Raw genomic sequence first — 16,591 nt, forward strand, 5'->3', positions numbered from 1 at the left:
TCTGCCCGAGGGAGGCCGCGAATTCAACGCAAACTCCGTTGACAGGGTCAATGTAATCGTTTTCAATCGCAGCGCTGCAAGGACGACGCTCAAGAACGCCCGGCGCCAAACCGAACGGAGGAGACGGACCCGCCATGCTCCCAGATGCGATTGCCACCCCGATGGTCACCGGCCTGCCCCCCGATCTGATCCGGCCCGATCTGCTGCGGCTGAACGCCAGCCCCGCCAGCAAGGAGGAGGCGATCCGCGAGGCCGCCCAGCTCCTGATCGCCGCCGGCTGCATCGATCCGGCCTACGCCGCCGGCATGCTGCGCCGGGAAGCGGTGGCGAACACCTTCCTCGGCCATGGCGTCGCCATTCCTCATGGCATGGTGGAGGACCGCGGCATGGTCCGCCGCAACGGCATCGCGGTCCTCCAGGTGCCGGGCGGCGTCGAGTGGAATCCCGGCCAGACGGCCCATCTGGTGGTCGCCATCGCCGCCCAATCGGACGCCCACATCGCCGTGCTGCGCCGCCTGACCCGGCTGATGCAGGACGAGGCGCGGCTGACCGCCCTGTTCACCGCCACCGACCCCGCCGCCCTTTCCGCCGCCCTCGGCGAGGACGCGCCCGTGACCGCCCCTGCCACGCCCGGCACCGATCTGGCGGAGCGGTTCGCCTGGGTGGTCGATTACCCCACCGGCCTGCACGCCCGCCCGGCCACCGCCTGGGTGGAGACGGCGCGCGCGTCCGCCGCCCGCATCCAGGTCCGCCACGGCGATCTGGTGGCCGACGCCAAGGCGCTGGTGGCGCTGCTGCAATTGGGCCTGCGGGCGGGCGACAGCGTGGTCGTCTCAGCGGAGGGCGAGGACGCCGTGGCGGCGCTGGCCCGCATGAAGGCGACCATCACCCGGCTGACCGCACGGGAGAAGGCGGACGCCGCCGCCGCGCAGAAGGCCCGCGCCCCCGCGCGTGGCTGGACCCCGCCGAACCCTCTGCCCGCCATTCCGGGAATCGCCGCCAGCCCCGGCCTCGCCATCGGCCCGGTGCATGTGCTGCCGCGCGCCGTGGTGTCCGTACCCGACGAGCCGGTCCCGCTGATCGAGGGCGGCGACCGTCTGCACGAGGCGCTGAGCCTGACCCGGCAAAATCTCAAGGCTCTGGCCGACGACACCGCCCGGCGCCTCGGGCCATCGGAGGCGGCGATCTTCACCGCCCAGGTGGAAATCCTGAACGACACCGACCTCGTGACTCTCGCTTGCCAGCTCATGGTCGAGGGGCACGGCGTCGCCTGGTCCTGGCATCGGGCGGTCGAGCGCACCGCCGCCGGGCTGGCCGCGCTCGACAACCCCGTCCTTGCGGCCCGCGCCGCCGACCTGCGCGACGTCGGACAGCGCGTCCTGGCGCGGATCGACCCGGCGCTGCGCACCGGCGGCGCGCCCGACCTGCCCGACACCCCCTGCATCCTGGTGGCCGAGGACCTGTCGCCCTCCGACACGGCGGCGCTGGACATGGCGCGGGTGATCGGGCTGGCGACGGCCCAGGGCGGCCCGACCTCCCACACCGCCATCCTGGCGCGCACGCTGGGGCTTCCGGCCATGGTGGCGGGCGGCGCCGCGCTGATGGAGCTGGCGAACGGCACCCCGGCCATCCTCGACGGCCAGACCGGGCGCCTGCACCTGTCCCCCGCCGAGGCCGACACCGCCGACGCCCGCGCCTGGATCGCCCGCGAACAGGCCCGCAGGGCGGAGGAGGCCGCCCGGCGCGGCCTGCCCGCCCGCACCCGCGACGGCCATGAGGTGGAGATCGGCGCCAACGTCAACCGCCCCGATCAGGTGGCGGTCGCCCTGTCGCAGGGGGCGGAGAGCGTCGGTCTGATGCGCACCGAGTTCCTGTTCCTGGAACGCGGCGACGCCCCCGGCGAGGACGAGCAGTACGAGACCTACCGCGGCATGCTGGCCGCCCTGGAAGGCCGTCCGCTGATCGTCCGCGCGCTCGACATCGGCGGCGACAAGCAGGTGCCGCACCTCCAGCTTCCCCAGGAGGAGAACCCCTTCCTCGGCGTGCGCGGCGCCCGCCTGCTGCTGCGCAAGCCCGAGCTTCTGGAGACGCAGCTCCGGGCGCTCTACCGCGCCGCGAAGGGTGGCGGACATCTGTCGATCATGTTCCCGATGATCACCGCGCTGGGCGAGGTGCAGGCCCTGCGCGCCGCCTGCGAGCGCATCCGGGCGGAGCTGGACGCCCCCGCCGTGCCGCTGGGCATCATGGTGGAGGTTCCGGCGGCGGCCATCCAGGCCGACGTTCTGGCCCGCCATGTCGATTTCTTCTCCATCGGCACCAACGACCTGACGCAGTACGCGCTGGCCATCGACCGCCAGCACCCCGAACTGGCGGCGGAGGCCGACAGCCTGCACCCCGCCGTCCTGCGGCTGATCCGCATGACGGTGGAGGGCGCGGAGCGGCACGGGCGCTGGGTCGGCGTCTGCGGCGGCATCGCCGGAGACCCGTTCGGCGCGGCGCTGCTGACCGGGCTCGGCGTGCGGGAACTCTCCATGACGCCGCGCGACATCCCCGCCGTGAAGGACCGGCTGCGCGGCAGCGACCTGTCCGCCCTGCGCAACGCCGCGCAACGGGCGCTGGATTGCGAGACCGCCGACGCGGTGCGCGCTCTGGACGGAGGCGGGGCATGAACACGCTCGACGACATCCGCCCGGTCGTCACCGTCACGCTGAACCCGGCCATCGACCAGACCATCACGGTGGACGCCCTGCGCCCCGGCCATGTGCACCGGGCCGGCGCGGTGCTCCGGAACGCCGGGGGCAAGGGCGTGAACGTGGCGAGCTGCCTTGCCGACTGGGGAACGCCGGTCGTCGCCACGGGCCTGCTGGGCGACGGCAACGCCGCGGCCTTCGAAGCGCTGTTCGCCGCCAAGGGCATCGCCGACCGCTTCGTCCGGCTGCCCGGCGAGACGCGCGTCAACGTCAAGATCGCCGACCGCGCCGCCGCCGACACCACCGACATCAACCTGCCCGGCCTGACCGCCAACGCCGACGCGCTGGACCGTGTGCGCCGGACGTTGCGGGAGCTTGTCCTGCCGGGCAGCCCGGTCCTGCTGGCCGGAAGCCTGCCGGACGGGCTGGCGGCGGACAGCTACGCGACGCTGACGGCGGATCTGCGCGCTCTGGGCGCCCGCGTGGTTCTGGACAGCAGCGGCCCGCCGCTGGCGGCGGCCCTGGCGGCCCCGGACCTGCCCTTCTGCATCAAGCCGAACCGGCACGAGCTGGAAGCCTGGGCCGGCGCTCCCCTGCCCGCCACCGCCAACCTTCTGGAAGCGGCGCGCGGCCTGCACCGCAGCGGCGTCGCGGTCGTGGTGGTCTCGCTGGGGGCGGAGGGCGCGCTGTTCGTGGCCGACGGCCCGGCGCTGCACGCCCGCCTGCCGGCGGTCAACGCGCTCAGCACGGTGGGGGCCGGCGACGCCATGGTGGCGGGGCTGATCGCCGCCTTCGGCGCGGACGCGCCGCTGGAGGGCGTCGCCCGCCTGTCCGTGGCTTTCGCCACGGCGAAGCTCGGCTGCTTCGGACCCAACCTGCCGGGGGCGGACGCGGTCCGCGCGCTGGCCGGACAGGTCGAACTCTCAACGCTTCAATGAACGGGGAGCGGGCGACCGCTCGGGAGGAAACCATGGCGAACATGCTGGCCGTGATCGCGGCAGGCGATCTCAGCACCCAGGCCGTCCTGGCCGCCGAAGCGCTGCGCAAGGCCGCGGCGGCGCTCGGCCACACCATCCAGGTGGAGGTGCGCTCCAGCCTCGGCGTCCGCAACGCGCTGCCCGCCGGGGCGGCGCAGGGGGCGCAGGGCGTTCTCCTCGTCGGCTCCGGCGATCTGGGCGAGGAGCGCTTCGCCGGGCTGAAGCGCAGCGCCGCGGCGCTCGACGCCGTGCTGCGCGACGCGCGGGCGGTTCTGGAGCAGGCTCTGGCACCCGCCCAAGCTCCGGCGCAAACGGGCACGAAGAAGATCGTCGCCATCACCTCCTGCCCCACCGGCATCGCCCACACCTTCATGGCGGCGGAGGGCATCCAGCAGGCCGCGCAGGCGCTAGGCCACGCCGTGCGCGTCGAGACGCAGGGCTCGGTCGGTGCCCGCGACACGCTGACGGAGCAGGAGATCCGCGAGGCCGACGTGGTGCTGATCGCCGCCGACACGCAGGTGGACCTTAGCCGCTTCGCCGGCAAGCGCGTCTTCAAGAGCGGCACCAAGCCCGCCATCAACGATGGCCGCGCCCTGGTCGAACGCGCCCTGGCCGAGGCGCAGCCCCACGGCGCCGCCCCGGCGCTCGCCGACGGCGCGGCGGCAGGCAAGGCCGAGCGGACGGCGGCGCAGCGCAGCGGCCCCTACAAGCATCTGATGACCGGCGTGTCCTTCATGCTGCCTTTCGTGGTGACCGGCGGCCTGCTGATCGCCATCGCCTTCGCGCTCGGCGGCATCTACGTGTTCGAGGACAGCCAGCAGGGCACGCTGGGCAACGCGCTGTTCCAGATCGGGGCCAAGGGCGCCTTCGCGCTGATGGTCCCGGCGCTGGCCGGCTACATCGCCTTCTCCATCGCCGACCGGCCGGGCATCACGCCGGGCATGGTGGGCGGCATCCTGGCCGCCAATCTTGGAGCCGGCTTCCTGGGCGGCATCGTCGCGGGCTTCATCGCCGGCTACGCCACCAGCTTCCTCAACCGCAACATCCGGCTGCACAAGAATCTGGAGGGGCTGAAGCCGGTGCTGATCCTGCCGCTGCTCGGCTCCCTCGTCACGGGCCTCGCCATGATCTACGTGGTCGGCGCCCCGGTGGCGGAGGCGCTGGCGACGTTGAGCGGCTGGCTGAAGGGGATGCAGGGAAGCAGCGCGATCCTGCTCGGCCTGCTGATCGGCGCGATGATGGCCTTCGACATGGGCGGGCCGGTCAACAAGGCCGCCTACGCCTTCTCCACCGGCCTGATCGCGTCCCAGGTCTATACCCCGATGGCCGCCGCCATGGCCGCCGGCATGGTGCCGCCGCTGGGTCTGGCGCTCGCCACCAAGCTGTTCGCCGACCGCTTCACCAGGGAGGAGCGGGAGGCGGGCAACGCCGCGGGCGTGCTGGGCATCGCCTTCATCACCGAGGGCGCCATTCCCTTCGCCGCCCGCGACCCGCTGCGCGTCATCCCGGCGCTGGTGCTGGGCGCGGCGCTGACCGGCGCCATCTCCATGGGCATCGGGGCGGAGCTGAAGGTTCCGCACGGCGGCATCTTCGTGCTGCCCATCCCCAACGCCGTCACCCATCTGGCGGGCTATGTGGTCGCCCTGCTGGCCGGAACGGTCACGACGGCGGTGGCGCTGCGTTTCCTGAAGCGCCCGGTCAGTAGCGTGGCGACCGCATAACAGCGCTGCGATGACGCCACCAAGATGAAAACGTTTACATAGCCCCTGGACAGAGCGCTTCCGCGACCCTATGTTTCTCTTGCTGCCTCGGCAGCACGCTCTATAGGGCGTTTCCTCCCTAGACTCAGGCCACGCGCGGTTCCCGTGCGTGGCTTTTTTCTGTCCGGATGGAAGGGCGCCGGTCCCAAATCTCTCCCTTGCCTCGGGCGGGCGAAGCTGAGAAGCCGAAGGGGAAACGCACGAGGACCAGAATGCCCCGCAACAGACCGATCATCGCAGCGCCCATGGCCGCCGCCGTCCTGGCCGCCCTGACCGCCGGATGCACCGACGTGAAGGAGAGCCTGCCGTCCCGGACCGCCACCGAGCAGCTTCTGATCTCCAGCGCCGCGGACAACGCCGCCAACCGCCTGCGGCTGGATCTGCCGGCGGACAAGAAGGCCTTTCTGGACACAGGGAACTTCGACGGGGCCGACGCCCGATACGCGGCCAGCGCAATCAAGGAGTCGCTGCTGCGCCAGGGTGTCCGCCTCGTCAGCGACCGGGCCGCCGCCGACACGATCATCGAAATCCGGCTGGGCGCCCTGTCGGTGAACCAGAGCAAGACGGTGCTGGGGATTCCCCCGATCACCCTGCCCGGCACGATCACCCTGCCGGAGGCGTCGGTCTACAGCTCCACCGAGAATCAGGCGGTCGCGAAATTCTCGGCCTTCGCCTACGACAACCGGAGCGGCGCCCTGGTCGCCTCCACGGAACCGGCCTACGGCCTGTCGGGGGAGCAGAGCTACCGGGCGATGACGCTGTTCTCCTGGCGTACGTCGCCGCCCTACCCCGAAGACATCAACTGAAGCGGAATGCCGGAAGGGCGATGGCGCCGGCGCTCGAAGAGCGATGACGCCGACATCCAAAGGGCGATGGCGCCCGAGGGCCCCCCGATCCGGGGGACCGCCCCGGAACCCGCTTCGTCATGGCTTCTTCAGCCCGACCGGGTTCCGGGATAGCGGAGCGTCCGGGTGTCAGGCGACGGCTTCCATCGGCTTGTCCACCTTGCCGCCGAAGCCGTTCTCCAGCGCCCAGATCGCCGCCTGGGTGCGGTTGGAGGCATTGATCTTGCGCAGCAGGCTCTTCAGGTGAACCTTCACCGTCGCCTCGGTGATGTTCAGGTGGTTGGCGATCATCTTGTTGCTGTCGCCCTGGAGGAGGCGCTCCAGGATCTGGGTCTCGCGCTGCGACAGGCCCTTGGCCGCGGTCGGGCCGTTGGCGCTGCTGTTGGCGCCGGCCTTGCCGGTGATGAGAAGGGCGGCGAGATGGGTCGGGAAGACCTTTTCGCCGATCATCACCAGACGCAGCGACTGCGCCAGCGCCGCCGGGGAGATGTCCTTCATCAGAAAGGCGTCGGCGCCGGCCTGGATGGCGTTCGCCATTTCCTGGGCGTCGAGGTGGCTGGCCAGAAGGACGATCCGCGCGGTGGGATACTGCTCCCGCAGGACGGTCACGGCCTGCACCGTGCCGTTGGCGGAAGCCGGGTCCATCATGATCAGCTCGGGCATGTCGCCCTCGATCATGCCCGGCGGCGGGACGTCGCTGAAACTGGCGGCCTCTTTCGTGATGCGGAACTCCCCTTCGGTGAAGAGAGCCTTCATGCCTTCGCGGAACAGCTTGTTGGCGTCGATCAGAAAGATGGAGACCGATTGCATCGTCCAGTCACTCTCGAAGGTGATTGAGATGAGCCACCCTACCCTATCGTTGGCGGGCCGACCACCCGTCCGTTAGTAGAATATTAACCAATGAAGCCCGTGGCAGCTCCTCCCATCGGGCATATGCCCCTCCCCGGAAAGCCGGTCCAGGACGCTCCCGGATGCCCGGAAACCCAGAAAAACCGTGCTTGAACAGGCATCTACCCACTTTGCGCAGGAATCTGGCGCGGTCCTGTTAATATCACGGCAACCATAATCGGCCATTGGTACAGTCATCGTAATTCATCGCTTGGATGGGTGCCCGACATGCCGATGGTGTCCATTTGGAAGAAGGTCAGCCCGTGTCACTTCGTGATGCAGGACTGCCATCGCCGGATCGAAATCCGTTACCACGCCTCCGGTTCGCAGAGCGGCTGGGGCGTCTACGCCGACGGGACGCTGGTGCAGCAGCGCGCCGCCTTCACCGAGGCGCGCGGCATCGCCATGGGTCTGGCGACCGCCGCCTGACGGAGCCGTCCTTGCCCGCCTGATGTCACAGGACGGGCGGGCGGCCATTAACCGGCTCTTGACGGTGACCCGCGCAGGATGGCCTTCGTCGCAGGAGGCCGTCATGACGTTCCGCCCACTTCCCCTTCCATGGCGCCGTCTGGCGCTCGGCGCCCTTCTGGGCCTCATGGGGGCCGCCTTCTGGGCCGCGCTGCAACCGCAGTTGGCGCCCAGCGGCCTTTACGGCTTCGACAAGCTGGTGCACGCCGGGGCCTTCGGGCTCCTGACCCTGCTGGGCGTCCTGGCCAGCGCCAGCCGGCGCACGGCCTTTCTGGCGATTCTGGCGGTCTTCGCGCTCGGCGGCGCCATCGAGGTGGCGCAATCCTTCGTACCGAGACGCGAGGCCAGCCTGTCCGATCTGGCCGGAGACGTCGTGGGAATCGCGGCGGGATTGGCCACCATCCTGCTGGGTCATCGCGTCGCCGGACGCATCCGCCGCGCACGCCATGGAATAGTCACGCAGCCCGCGGCGTTCGCGTCCTTACCGGAGTGAGGGATCACCAGGTTCGGTACGGCAATCCCGAGTGGCTTCCTCCGTTTTTTCGGTTTGTTCGTATACCAAACCGTGCTATGCCGAAAGGCAGGACATCTGGAGTAACGCTTATGGACTGGCATAACGAAAAGGCTAAGACCGGCGCCCGCGCCCTGGAAGCCGCGTTCGGCGTGATGCTGACGGTCTGCGAGGCGACGGACGGCTGGTGGAACTGGCACGCGGAGCATGAAGGGCTGAGCTGGACCCCCGACGCCCGCTGGTTCGCCACCCGCCGCGAGGCGCAGGAAGCGGCGGAGGAATGGGCCTCCACCCTGGCGCCGCAGCATCTGGGCTTCCTCCACCGCGCGGCCTGACGACACGCGCCCGGCGATGTGCCGGCACTGTGATTGTCGAGCGCGATGGGCAGGGCTTCGGAGACGGTGGCCGCGCGCCGGGGCCAGGGCCTCGGCGGCGGGACGCAGGCGGACGTTTGCGGGGATGGCTATTCCTGGAACTCGTGGGGTCCGCCCGCCGGCAGGCTGTAGCGGAAGTCGCAGTGGCTGGCGCCCTGCATGATGGTCTGGGTGCGGGTGAAGCGGGCGTCGGGCCGGTAGCCGCACATGAACTCGCCGTCCCGGTTGCAGGACAGGATGTCGCCGATCTCCTCCACGCCCATGGCGCGGTAGCTTTCGGCGTAGCGGCAGCGGGTGACGTTGAAGCCCAGCCGTTCGGGCGTGCTCTCGATCACCTCCAGCCGCAGGGCGTCCCCGGCGGTCCACAGGGCCAGCCGCTCGTGGAAAGTGGCGAGGTCGGCGGTGCCATGGACGGCGCGGTCCTCCGCGGCCATGGCGGCCCCGGCCTCGCGGGCCATCACCTCGATGGCGCGGGCGAGCACGGCGCGCGCCCGCTCCCGTCCGATCTCGGGCACGAGCTGGTCGTAAAGCGCCTTGGCGAAGGCCGCCTCGATGCGCCGCCGCTCCAGGATGGGCAGGGGAGCGGGGGTGGGAACGGGGGCGTCGTTACCGGTGGTCATGGATGCGGTCCTCTCTCCGTCAGCCGCCCGATAGTGTCATCCTCGCGGCCTCCATGACATAGCTTCCATGACATAGGCGTGATCGGCGGCGCGCAATGCGGCGCGGGCATCCCGTCGATCGGTGACCGCTCCTGCTCCTGCCAGGTTTCTTGCGGTGGCGATCTTTGCCATTTTATAAAGTGCTTGTTATTGCTTCACAGAGACGGACCGCCCTGAAGGAGAGCCTCGATCCGCGCCTCGTCGTCGGCGGTGTCGAATCCGGCCCGCTCCATCCAGGCGTCGTCGTGGTAGGTGTTGCGGTAGCGCTCGCCGGAATCGCAGATCAGCGTCACCAGAGACCCGGCCCGCCCGGCGTCGCGCATCCGTCCGGCGATCCAGCACAGCCCGAAGAAGTTGGTCCCGGTGGACCCGCCGACCATCCGGCCCAGCCGCCGCGACAGCACCCGCATCGCCGCCAGAGACGCCACGTCGGGCACCTTGATCATCTGGTCGACGACCTCGGGGATGAAGGACGGTTCGACACGGGGGCGCCCGATGCCCTCGATCCGCGACCCGCGCTCGCAGGTGATGGCGGTGTCGCGGTTGACGAAGCTGTCGTAGAAGACCGAATGCTCGGCGTCGGGAACGCACAGCCGGGTCGGCAGATGGCGGTAGCGGATGTGGCGTCCGATGGTGGCCGCGGTGCCGCCGGTGCCGGCGCTCATCACGATCCAGTCGGGCACCGGGTGGCGCTCGTTGCGCATCTGGCCGAAGATCGACTGGGCGATGTTGCCGGTCCGCCAGTCGGTGGCACGCTCGGCGTAGGTGAATTGGTCGAGATAGACGCCGCCCAGCCGCGCCGCCAGAGCCGCCGCCTCGGCGTAGATGGCCTTCGAGGACTCGACGAGATGGCACCGCCCGCCGTGCCGTTCGATGGCGGCGATCTTCTCGTCCGAGGTGCCGCGCGGCATCACCGCGTGGAACGGCAGGCCGAGCAGCCGGGTGAAATAGGCCTCCGACACCGCGGTGGAGCCCGACGACGCTTCGATCACCGGCGTGCCCTCGCCGATCCGCCCGTTGCAGATGGCGAACAGCAGCAGCGACCGCGCGACGCGGTGCTTCAGGCTGCCCGTGGGGTGGGTCGATTCGTCCTTCAGGTGGATGTCGATCCCCGGCAGTTCCGGCACGTCGAGCTTCAACAGCGGCGTGTCGGGCGACCGCGCCGCCTCGGTCTCGAGCAGCTCGATCGCGCGCCGGGTCCAGTCGCGGCAGGCAACCCCGGGCAGCGGGGTGTGATCGAGGCGGAACGGTTGACGGATCGAACCGGCGCCGGGTTGCAGCGTCACGGTCTGCGCGGAAGCGGTCATGTCACCCTCAAAGCGCGATGACGGCGTCAATCTCGACCGACGCGCCGAGCGGCAGCGCCGACACCTCGACGGTCGAGCGGGCCGGGAACGGCGCCTGGAAGAAGCCGCCATAGACCTCGTTCACCGCCTTGAACTGGGCGAGATCGGTCACGTAGACGGTCATCTTGACCGCCTTCGACAGGCTGGTTCCGGCGGCTTCGGCGATCGCCGCGATGTTGGTCAGGCTGCGGGCGGCCTGGGTGGGCGCGTCCGAACCGGCGAAGGCCCCGGTGGCCGGGTCGATGGGCAACTGGCCGGAGACGAACAGCAGCCCTCCGGCGATGCGGGCCTGGGCGTAGGGGCCGATGGCGGCCGGAGCCTTGTCCGTGGCGATGGTGTCGGTCGTCATCCTGATCTTTCCTGTGCTGGCCCTGTGGTGGCCCCGTGGTGGCCCCGTGGTGGCCCCGTGGTGGCGGAATGGTGGCGGCGTGCGGATGCGTGCAAAATCCTCAGAACGAAAAAGCTTTTCTCCGGGCCGGCCAAATGAGCAAAATCATCCGTCCCAACCGTGAAGGCTGTGAGCAATCCCGATGCCCATCGACGCCACCGACCGGAAGATCCTGGCCGCTCTTCAAGCCGACGCGACCCTGTCGCTCGCCGACCTTGGAAAGCAGGTCGGCCTGTCCGCGACGCCCTGCTGGCGCCGCGTCCAACGGCTTGAACAGGAAGGCTATGTCCGCCGCCGCGTGGCCTTGCTGGATCGGGCCAAGCTGAACGTCGACGTGACCGTCTTCGTGGCCGTCCGAACCAGCAAACACTCGGCGGAATGGCTGGAGGAGTTCCGCCGCGTGGTGGCCGACATACCGGAAGTTGTCGATCTCTACCGTTTGAGCGGCGAAATCGATTATCTGCTTCGGGTGGTCATTCCGGACATCAAGGCTTACGACGCTTTCTACCGGAAGCTTATCGAGCGCATCGAGCTTCAGGATGTCTCGTCAATGTTCGCCATGGAGGAAATGAAGTCGACAACGGAAGTCCCCCTTACTTACGTAAAGACCCAGGCAAGCTAGGGTTTTACTTGTTTATTTTATTCTTAGACTCACGCTTCGGCGATTTATGCGAAGCACCTGCATTGATTCTCAATATCGCATGGTTCGTACGAGAATTTTTTACTTTTTTGGCTGCGGCCACGCCATAACGTAGAAAATTTTTTCATATACGGGTGATTTCCACGGAAACTTTTCCCGTGATTGATGGCGACGCGGATGTGGCGGGTGTTTGTAAGCCCCGACACGGCCTCCCCCTGCGCACGGCAATCGCGCTTGGCATCGAATCCCTCTCCCGCCCCGGGAGAGGGTGCCCGCGCAGCGGGCGGGTGAGGGTAGAACCGAGGATAAAGGCGCTGATCCTTGGCGGTACCCTCACCCTTCCCACGCTTCGCGCGGGCCCCTTCCCTCTCCCGGGGCGGGAGAGGGGCTCTCCAATGCGATTGTCTCGTCTCCCTCCGGGTCAGCGCTCGGCACTCCTTGCCTATTGCCTGCGCGAAACGGGCGGTCTATATGCGTCATGTCTCACTCAATGAGACGCTGAAACCGCCGGGGCAGGCGAACCTTGAAAACGCGCAGCACGCAGACTCCCGACGCCTCCGACGACGCGGCCAAGCCGAAGGCCGCCACCGACCGGACCTTCGCGATCCTGGAGCTGGTCGCGTCGGCCTCCGGTCCGCTGGCGGTCAAGACCATCGGAACGACGCTCGGCCTGCCGAAACCGACCGCCCACCGCCTCGTCAACGGCCTGATCGAGAAGGGGCTTCTGGCGCGGGACCTGGAAACGCGCGACGTCGTCATCGGCGTCGAAGCGGCGCGTCTGGCGGTCGGCATCCTGCGGGCCTCGCTGTCCCGCGCGCCGGTCCGCGCCGTGCTGCGCAAGGTCAGCGCCGAGCTGGGCGAGACGTGCAATGTCGGTGTGCTCGACGGCGGCGACGTCGTCTATCTCGACCGCGTGGAGGTGGAGCACTGGCCGCTGCGGCTCCAGTTCGGCGTGGGATCGCGCGTGCCGATGCACTGCACGGCCATGGGCAAGCTGTTCCTCGCCACCTTGCCGGAGGGCGTGCGGAACCGCCTGCTGAAATCCGGCCCCTTCTCCCCGCACACCGGCCACACCATCACCGACCCGGACGCGCTGGCCGCGGAGCTGGAGCGCATCGCGGCGCGTGGCTACTCGCTGGACGACGAGGAGTATGTGGTCGGCGTGTTCTGCGTCGCCGTGCCGATCCTGTCCTCCGCGGGCCGGACGGTGGCCGCCATCGCCGTGCAGGCGCCGAAGGTCCGGCTGTCGCACGACCGCGTGGAGCAGGTTCTTCCCATTCTCCGCCGCGGCGCCGAGGCCCTGTCCGCGCAGTTCGGATAACCCTCTCCCCCTCCCCTTTCTTCCGGAACCGCAGGCTTCTCCACATGAGCCATGGGATGCCATGGCCCATACGTGCGTATGCATGAATGATTGGGTACACGAACTTTTTGGCTTGCGCGATCCATGGTCATGTGAGTTAATGATACAAATCGTATCGCTGAATGAGACCAAGAGGCCGAGCGATACGCTTCCAGTCACGGGGAGGAACGATGACGCGGAAGATCGCCTTGGGCTCCGGTCCGTTGCCGAAGTCCCCCGACGACACCACCGACGGCACCACCACCGAAGGGGGCGCCATCGACCGCCGCCCGCTCGCCGACCGCATCCTGGCTTTGTTGGACGTGGTGGCCGGGGCGGGGCAGCCGATGGCCGTGAAGGACATCGCCGAGCGGCTGGGCCTGCCGAAGCCGACCGCGCACCGGCTGATCGCGATGCTGGAGGAGCGCGGCTTTCTCGCCCGCCCCATCGACGGCCGGCTGGTGACCGTCGGCCCGAAGCTGCGCACCCTGGCGCTCAACGCGCTGCGCAGTTCGCTTGTCCTGGCCCCGTCGCACGCCCTGTTGCGGGCGGTCAGCCTGGAGTTGGGGGAAACCTGCAACGTCGGCGTCCTGGAAGGCGGCGAGGTCGTCTATCTCGACCGCGTCGAGGTGGAAAACTGGCCGCTGCGGCTGGAATTCGGCGTCGGGTCGCGGGTGCCGCTGCACTGCACGGCGATGGGCAAGCTGTTCCTCGCCTTCATGCCGGAGCTGCCGCGGCGGCGCCTGCTGGATGGCCTGCCGCTTCCCCGGATGTCCCCGGCGACTCTGTGCGACCCGGCGCAGTTCCGCGCGGAACTGGAGCGCATCGCCGCCTGCGGCCATTCCTTCGACGACGAGGAATACATGCCGGGCGTCTTCTGCGCGGCGGTGCCGATCCGTGACGGCGAAGGCCGCATGGTCGCCGCCCTGGCCGTGCAGGCCCCGAAGGTCCGGCTGTCGCGGGAATCGGTGGCCGACCGCCTGCCGGTCCTGCACCGCGCCGCACGGGACATGGCCCGCATGCTGGGGATCGACGCCGCGCCGGCCCAGCCGGCACCGGCCCTCTCACTTTGAAAGACGGATCTCATGGCAAGGACGCTTGAAACGACCGCCTCCGCCTCTGCTTCCGCCTGCCCCGCCCGGCTGATGGCCCGCAGCGCCGCCCTCGCACCGGTCGCCACGGCGGTGGTTGCCGCGGGATCGCCGGTGGCGCTGGAAAGCGCGCGGCGCGCCACCGAACTCGGCCTCATCGAACCGGTCCTGGTGGGCGACCCCGCGGCCATCGCCGACAGCGCCCGCCGGATCGGCTGGACGCTCCACGGCGCCTGCGTGGTTGCCGCCCGTGACGACGCCGCGGCGGCGCGGATCGCGGTGGCCCTTGCCCGTTCCGGCGACGTGGGGGCGCTGATGAAGGGGCACATCCACACCGACACGCTGATGCTCGCGGCGCTCGATCCGAAGAACGGGCTGCGCACCGGGCGCCGCTTCACCCACGCCTTTCACATGACGCTTCCCGGTTCGGGCCGCGAGCTGGTCATCACCGACGCGGCAATCAACGTGGTGCCGTCGCTGGACACCCGGCTGGACATCATCCGCAACGCCGTGGAGCTGTGGCGGCTGGTCGGCGGGAGCGATCCGCGCGTGGCGCTTCTGTCCTGCACCGAGGAGGTGACGGAGCGCGTTCCCTCCAGCATGGACGCCGACCGGCTGACCCGCCTGTGCCAGCGCGAGGTGCCGGGGGCGACGGTGTTCGGGCCGCTGGCGCTCGACCTCGCCGTCTCCGCCGAAGCCGCGCGGATCAAGAGCCTGTCCCACCCCTGCGCCGGGGCCGCCGACATCCTGGTGGTTCCGAACATCGAAACCGGCAACGCGCTGTTCAAGGCGCTGGTGCATTTCCTGGACGCGGTCGCCGCCGGCATCGTGCTGGGTGCTGCGGTGCCGATCGTCCTCACCTCGCGCGCCGACCCGCCGGCGGCGCGGATCGCCGCCGCCGCCATCGCGCAGATCGTCGCGGGCCGCAGCCGCCCCGCCGCCCCCGGCGCGCCCTACCCCACCGCAGCCAAGGGAGGCGCCGCACCCAGCCTGCATGCCTGACGGTCAAAAAAACAAACCCTGGGAGGGAATGCAAATGCTCCGCAACGCCTTGACGCTCACCGCGGCGGTGGCCGCGCTGCTGACACCCGTCCTGCACGCCGACACCGCACGCGCCGACCAATACCCGTCGCGCCCCATCGAAGTCATCGCCACCTTCGGGGCCGGCGGCGGCGCCGACCTGATGGCGCGCCAGTTCGCACGCCTCGCCGAACCGCATCTGGGCGTCGCCATGCCCGTCGTGAACGTGTCCGGGGCGTCGGGCAACGCGGGGTTGACCCGTGTCCTGACCAACCCGGCGGACGGCTACACGGTCGGCACGCTGATCGCGCTGTCCGTCTCCTCCTGGGCGTCGGGCCTGGGAACCGCGAGGCCGGACAACTTCGTCTACGTCGCGATGATGCAGAACTCGCCGTCGATGCTCTACGTCTCGAAGAACAGCCCCTTCAAGAGCTACGAGGAGTTCGCCGCCCACGCCAAGGCCAATCCCGGCAAGCTGCGCGTCGCCACCTCCGGCTACGGCACGCAGGACGACATCACGCTGAAATATTTGGGGACCCAGGGCGTGCCGGTGACCAACGTCCCCTTCGCCCGGCCGTCGGAGCGCTACGCCTCGCCCATCGGCGGCCACACCGACGCCATCTACGAGGAGCCGGGCGACGTCGCCCAGTTCCTGAAGTCCGGCGACCTGCGGCCCATCGTCGTGTTCGACAAGCAGCGCCACCCCTCCTTCCCGGACGTCCCCGCCTCGGCGGAACTGGGGCTGGACATCGGCGACCTGCCGAACTTCCGCACGCTGGCCGTGCCCGCCAACACGCCGCCGGACCGCGTGCAGAAGCTGCACGAGGCCGCCGCGAAAGTGCTGGCGAGCCCGGAATGGAAAACCTTCTGCGCCGACACCTACACCTGCGTCGACGGTGTTCTGCCGCCGGAGCAGACGAAGAAGGAGGTCGAAGCCTTCTATGAGACGGTAAAGGGCTATCTGGACCGCTTCGCGACCAAGACGGTCGGCCAGACACCCGGCTGAGGCCGGTTCCGACTCCGCCCCATCCGTTTCATCGCTCATCAGGGAGGGAACCGTGACTCCCCTGTCCCACGGTCTTCGCCGGCTGGCGACGCCCGCGGCCCTGCTTTTCGGGTCGCTACTTCTCTCGCAACACGTCGTGCGCGACAGCACCATGATCGCCAGCCTGCCGGACCCGGTCGGACCCGCGGGCTGGCCCCGGCTGATGCTGGGCGCGGTCGGGCTGTGCGCCGTGATCTGGATCGGCAAGGAAATCCTGGCGCTGTGGCGCGCGGCCCACCGGCCGAAGCCCGTGGACGAGGAGTACGAAGGCTACGCCCATGGCCGGGCCCTGATCGGGCTGGGGCTGGTCGTGCTGTACGGCGCCGCCCTGCCGCAGGTCGGCTTTCCCGTCGCCACCGCGGCCTTCGTCGCCCTGTGGTGCCTGATCGGGGGCATCCGGCGCCCGCTGACTCTGGCGCTGGTCACCGGCATCGGATGCGTGACGCTCCTCTACGTCTTCGTTCTGCTGGCGCAGATGCCGCTGAGTCGCGGCCAAGGCGTCTTCGACGGCTTCACCGTCGCTCTTTACCGCCTGCTCGGCATCTACTGA

The 16,591-nt window shown here is 69.5% G+C and carries 17 protein-coding genes; 13 read left to right on the forward strand and 4 right to left on the reverse strand.

Going from position 1 to position 16,591, the window contains the following annotated elements; translation table 11 throughout:
- Positions 1 to 134: 134 nt before the first annotated feature.
- From ptsP to DS843_RS17885, 4 genes are all read left to right on the forward strand, one after another.
- Positions 135 to 2,669 carry a phosphoenolpyruvate--protein phosphotransferase gene (gene ptsP, locus DS843_RS17870; protein ID WP_475849232.1) on the forward strand — a complete coding sequence of 845 codons (2,535 nt, stop codon included), beginning with the start codon at positions 135 to 137 and terminating at the stop codon, positions 2,667 to 2,669.
- Positions 2,666 to 3,628 (forward strand): 1-phosphofructokinase, encoded by a 963-nt coding sequence (gene pfkB, locus DS843_RS17875; RefSeq protein ID WP_149470219.1) that lies wholly within the window; start codon positions 2,666 to 2,668, stop codon positions 3,626 to 3,628. Before ptsP ends, pfkB begins: the two co-directional genes overlap by 4 nt.
- Before the next feature lie 32 nt (positions 3,629 to 3,660).
- Positions 3,661 to 5,388, forward strand: coding sequence for a fructose-specific PTS transporter subunit EIIC (locus tag DS843_RS17880; protein WP_149470220.1), 1,728 nt, complete (start codon positions 3,661 to 3,663; stop codon positions 5,386 to 5,388).
- 251 nt (positions 5,389 to 5,639) lie between these two features.
- Positions 5,640 to 6,233 (forward strand): DUF6655 family protein, encoded by a 594-nt coding sequence (locus DS843_RS17885; RefSeq protein WP_149470221.1) that lies wholly within the window; start codon positions 5,640 to 5,642, stop codon positions 6,231 to 6,233.
- 168 nt (positions 6,234 to 6,401) lie between these two features.
- Here DS843_RS17885 and DS843_RS17890 read toward each other — a convergent pair whose 3' ends face one another.
- Complete coding sequence (locus DS843_RS17890) at positions 6,402 to 7,082, reverse strand: LuxR C-terminal-related transcriptional regulator (RefSeq protein WP_149470222.1); 681 nt, start codon at positions 7,080 to 7,082, stop codon at positions 6,402 to 6,404.
- 306 nt (positions 7,083 to 7,388) lie between these two features.
- Between DS843_RS17890 and DS843_RS17895 the strand changes: the two genes are divergently transcribed.
- From DS843_RS17895 to DS843_RS17905, 3 genes are all read left to right on the forward strand, one after another.
- On the forward strand, positions 7,389 to 7,589 hold the full coding sequence (locus tag DS843_RS17895) for a hypothetical protein (protein ID WP_149470223.1): 201 nt from the start codon (positions 7,389 to 7,391) through the stop codon (positions 7,587 to 7,589).
- Between the two features lie 103 nt (positions 7,590 to 7,692).
- Complete coding sequence (locus DS843_RS17900) at positions 7,693 to 8,121, forward strand: VanZ family protein (protein ID WP_149470224.1); 429 nt, start codon at positions 7,693 to 7,695, stop codon at positions 8,119 to 8,121.
- Between the two features lie 110 nt (positions 8,122 to 8,231).
- Positions 8,232 to 8,474, forward strand: a complete 243-nt coding sequence (locus tag DS843_RS17905) for a hypothetical protein (protein WP_149470225.1) — start codon at positions 8,232 to 8,234, stop codon at positions 8,472 to 8,474.
- A gap of 128 nt (positions 8,475 to 8,602) precedes the next feature.
- On the opposite strand, the gene DS843_RS17910 is transcribed toward DS843_RS17905, so the two are convergent.
- The 3 genes from DS843_RS17910 to DS843_RS17920 all read right to left on the reverse strand — a co-directional run bounded on the left by DS843_RS17910 (position 8,603) and on the right by DS843_RS17920 (position 10,867).
- Entirely contained in the window at positions 8,603 to 9,133 is a 531-nt protein-coding gene (locus DS843_RS17910; RefSeq protein ID WP_149470226.1) for an L-2-amino-thiazoline-4-carboxylic acid hydrolase, read from the reverse strand.
- Positions 9,134 to 9,327: 194 nt separating this feature from the next.
- The gene (locus DS843_RS17915) at positions 9,328 to 10,479 is read right to left on the reverse strand and encodes a PLP-dependent cysteine synthase family protein (RefSeq protein ID WP_149470227.1); all 1,152 of its coding nucleotides are present in this window, start codon (positions 10,477 to 10,479) and stop codon (positions 9,328 to 9,330) included.
- 7 nt (positions 10,480 to 10,486) lie between these two features.
- Positions 10,487 to 10,867, reverse strand: coding sequence for a Rid family detoxifying hydrolase (locus DS843_RS17920; protein ID WP_149470228.1), 381 nt, complete (start codon positions 10,865 to 10,867; stop codon positions 10,487 to 10,489).
- Between the two features lie 181 nt (positions 10,868 to 11,048).
- Between DS843_RS17920 and DS843_RS17925 the strand changes: the two genes are divergently transcribed.
- The 6 genes from DS843_RS17925 (at position 11,049) to DS843_RS17955 (ending at position 16,591) form a co-directional block, all read left to right on the forward strand.
- The gene (locus tag DS843_RS17925) at positions 11,049 to 11,528 is read left to right on the forward strand and encodes an Lrp/AsnC family transcriptional regulator (RefSeq protein ID WP_149470229.1); all 480 of its coding nucleotides are present in this window, start codon (positions 11,049 to 11,051) and stop codon (positions 11,526 to 11,528) included.
- A gap of 541 nt (positions 11,529 to 12,069) precedes the next feature.
- Entirely contained in the window at positions 12,070 to 12,867 is a 798-nt protein-coding gene (locus DS843_RS17935) for an IclR family transcriptional regulator (protein WP_149470230.1), read from the forward strand.
- Between the two features lie 209 nt (positions 12,868 to 13,076).
- Positions 13,077 to 13,958, forward strand: a complete 882-nt coding sequence (locus DS843_RS17940; protein ID WP_149470231.1) for an IclR family transcriptional regulator — start codon at positions 13,077 to 13,079, stop codon at positions 13,956 to 13,958.
- A gap of 12 nt (positions 13,959 to 13,970) precedes the next feature.
- Complete coding sequence (locus DS843_RS17945; RefSeq protein WP_149470232.1) at positions 13,971 to 14,978, forward strand: bifunctional enoyl-CoA hydratase/phosphate acetyltransferase; 1,008 nt, start codon at positions 13,971 to 13,973, stop codon at positions 14,976 to 14,978.
- Positions 14,979 to 15,012: 34 nt separating this feature from the next.
- The gene (locus DS843_RS17950) at positions 15,013 to 16,002 is read left to right on the forward strand and encodes a tripartite tricarboxylate transporter substrate binding protein (RefSeq protein WP_149470233.1); all 990 of its coding nucleotides are present in this window, start codon (positions 15,013 to 15,015) and stop codon (positions 16,000 to 16,002) included.
- A gap of 52 nt (positions 16,003 to 16,054) precedes the next feature.
- Entirely contained in the window at positions 16,055 to 16,591 is a 537-nt protein-coding gene (locus DS843_RS17955) for a tripartite tricarboxylate transporter TctB family protein (RefSeq protein ID WP_149470234.1), read from the forward strand.

Source organism: Roseomonas genomospecies 6, from assembly GCF_008365375.1.
Lineage (GTDB): Bacteria > Pseudomonadota > Alphaproteobacteria > Azospirillales > Azospirillaceae > Azospirillum.

Coding starts and splice junctions, on each gene's coding strand:
- pfkB (WP_149470219.1), top strand. CDS start 2,666: ATGAACACGCTCGACGACATCCGCCCGGTCGTCACCGTCACGCTGAAC.
- DS843_RS17890 (WP_149470222.1), bottom strand. CDS start 7,082: ATGCAATCGGTCTCCATCTTTCTGATCGACGCCAACAAGCTGTTCCGC.
- DS843_RS17895 (WP_149470223.1), top strand. CDS start 7,389: ATGCCGATGGTGTCCATTTGGAAGAAGGTCAGCCCGTGTCACTTCGTG.
- DS843_RS17950 (WP_149470233.1), top strand. CDS start 15,013: ATGCTCCGCAACGCCTTGACGCTCACCGCGGCGGTGGCCGCGCTGCTG.
- DS843_RS17885 (WP_149470221.1), top strand. CDS start 5,640: ATGCCCCGCAACAGACCGATCATCGCAGCGCCCATGGCCGCCGCCGTC.
- DS843_RS17940 (WP_149470231.1), top strand. CDS start 13,077: ATGACGCGGAAGATCGCCTTGGGCTCCGGTCCGTTGCCGAAGTCCCCC.
- DS843_RS17945 (WP_149470232.1), top strand. CDS start 13,971: ATGGCAAGGACGCTTGAAACGACCGCCTCCGCCTCTGCTTCCGCCTGC.
- DS843_RS17880 (WP_149470220.1), top strand. CDS start 3,661: ATGGCGAACATGCTGGCCGTGATCGCGGCAGGCGATCTCAGCACCCAG.
- DS843_RS17910 (WP_149470226.1), bottom strand. CDS start 9,133: ATGACCACCGGTAACGACGCCCCCGTTCCCACCCCCGCTCCCCTGCCC.
- DS843_RS17920 (WP_149470228.1), bottom strand. CDS start 10,867: ATGACGACCGACACCATCGCCACGGACAAGGCTCCGGCCGCCATCGGC.
- ptsP (WP_475849232.1), top strand. CDS start 135: ATGCTCCCAGATGCGATTGCCACCCCGATGGTCACCGGCCTGCCCCCC.
- DS843_RS17905 (WP_149470225.1), top strand. CDS start 8,232: ATGGACTGGCATAACGAAAAGGCTAAGACCGGCGCCCGCGCCCTGGAA.
- DS843_RS17900 (WP_149470224.1), top strand. CDS start 7,693: ATGACGTTCCGCCCACTTCCCCTTCCATGGCGCCGTCTGGCGCTCGGC.
- DS843_RS17925 (WP_149470229.1), top strand. CDS start 11,049: ATGCCCATCGACGCCACCGACCGGAAGATCCTGGCCGCTCTTCAAGCC.
- DS843_RS17915 (WP_149470227.1), bottom strand. CDS start 10,479: ATGACCGCTTCCGCGCAGACCGTGACGCTGCAACCCGGCGCCGGTTCG.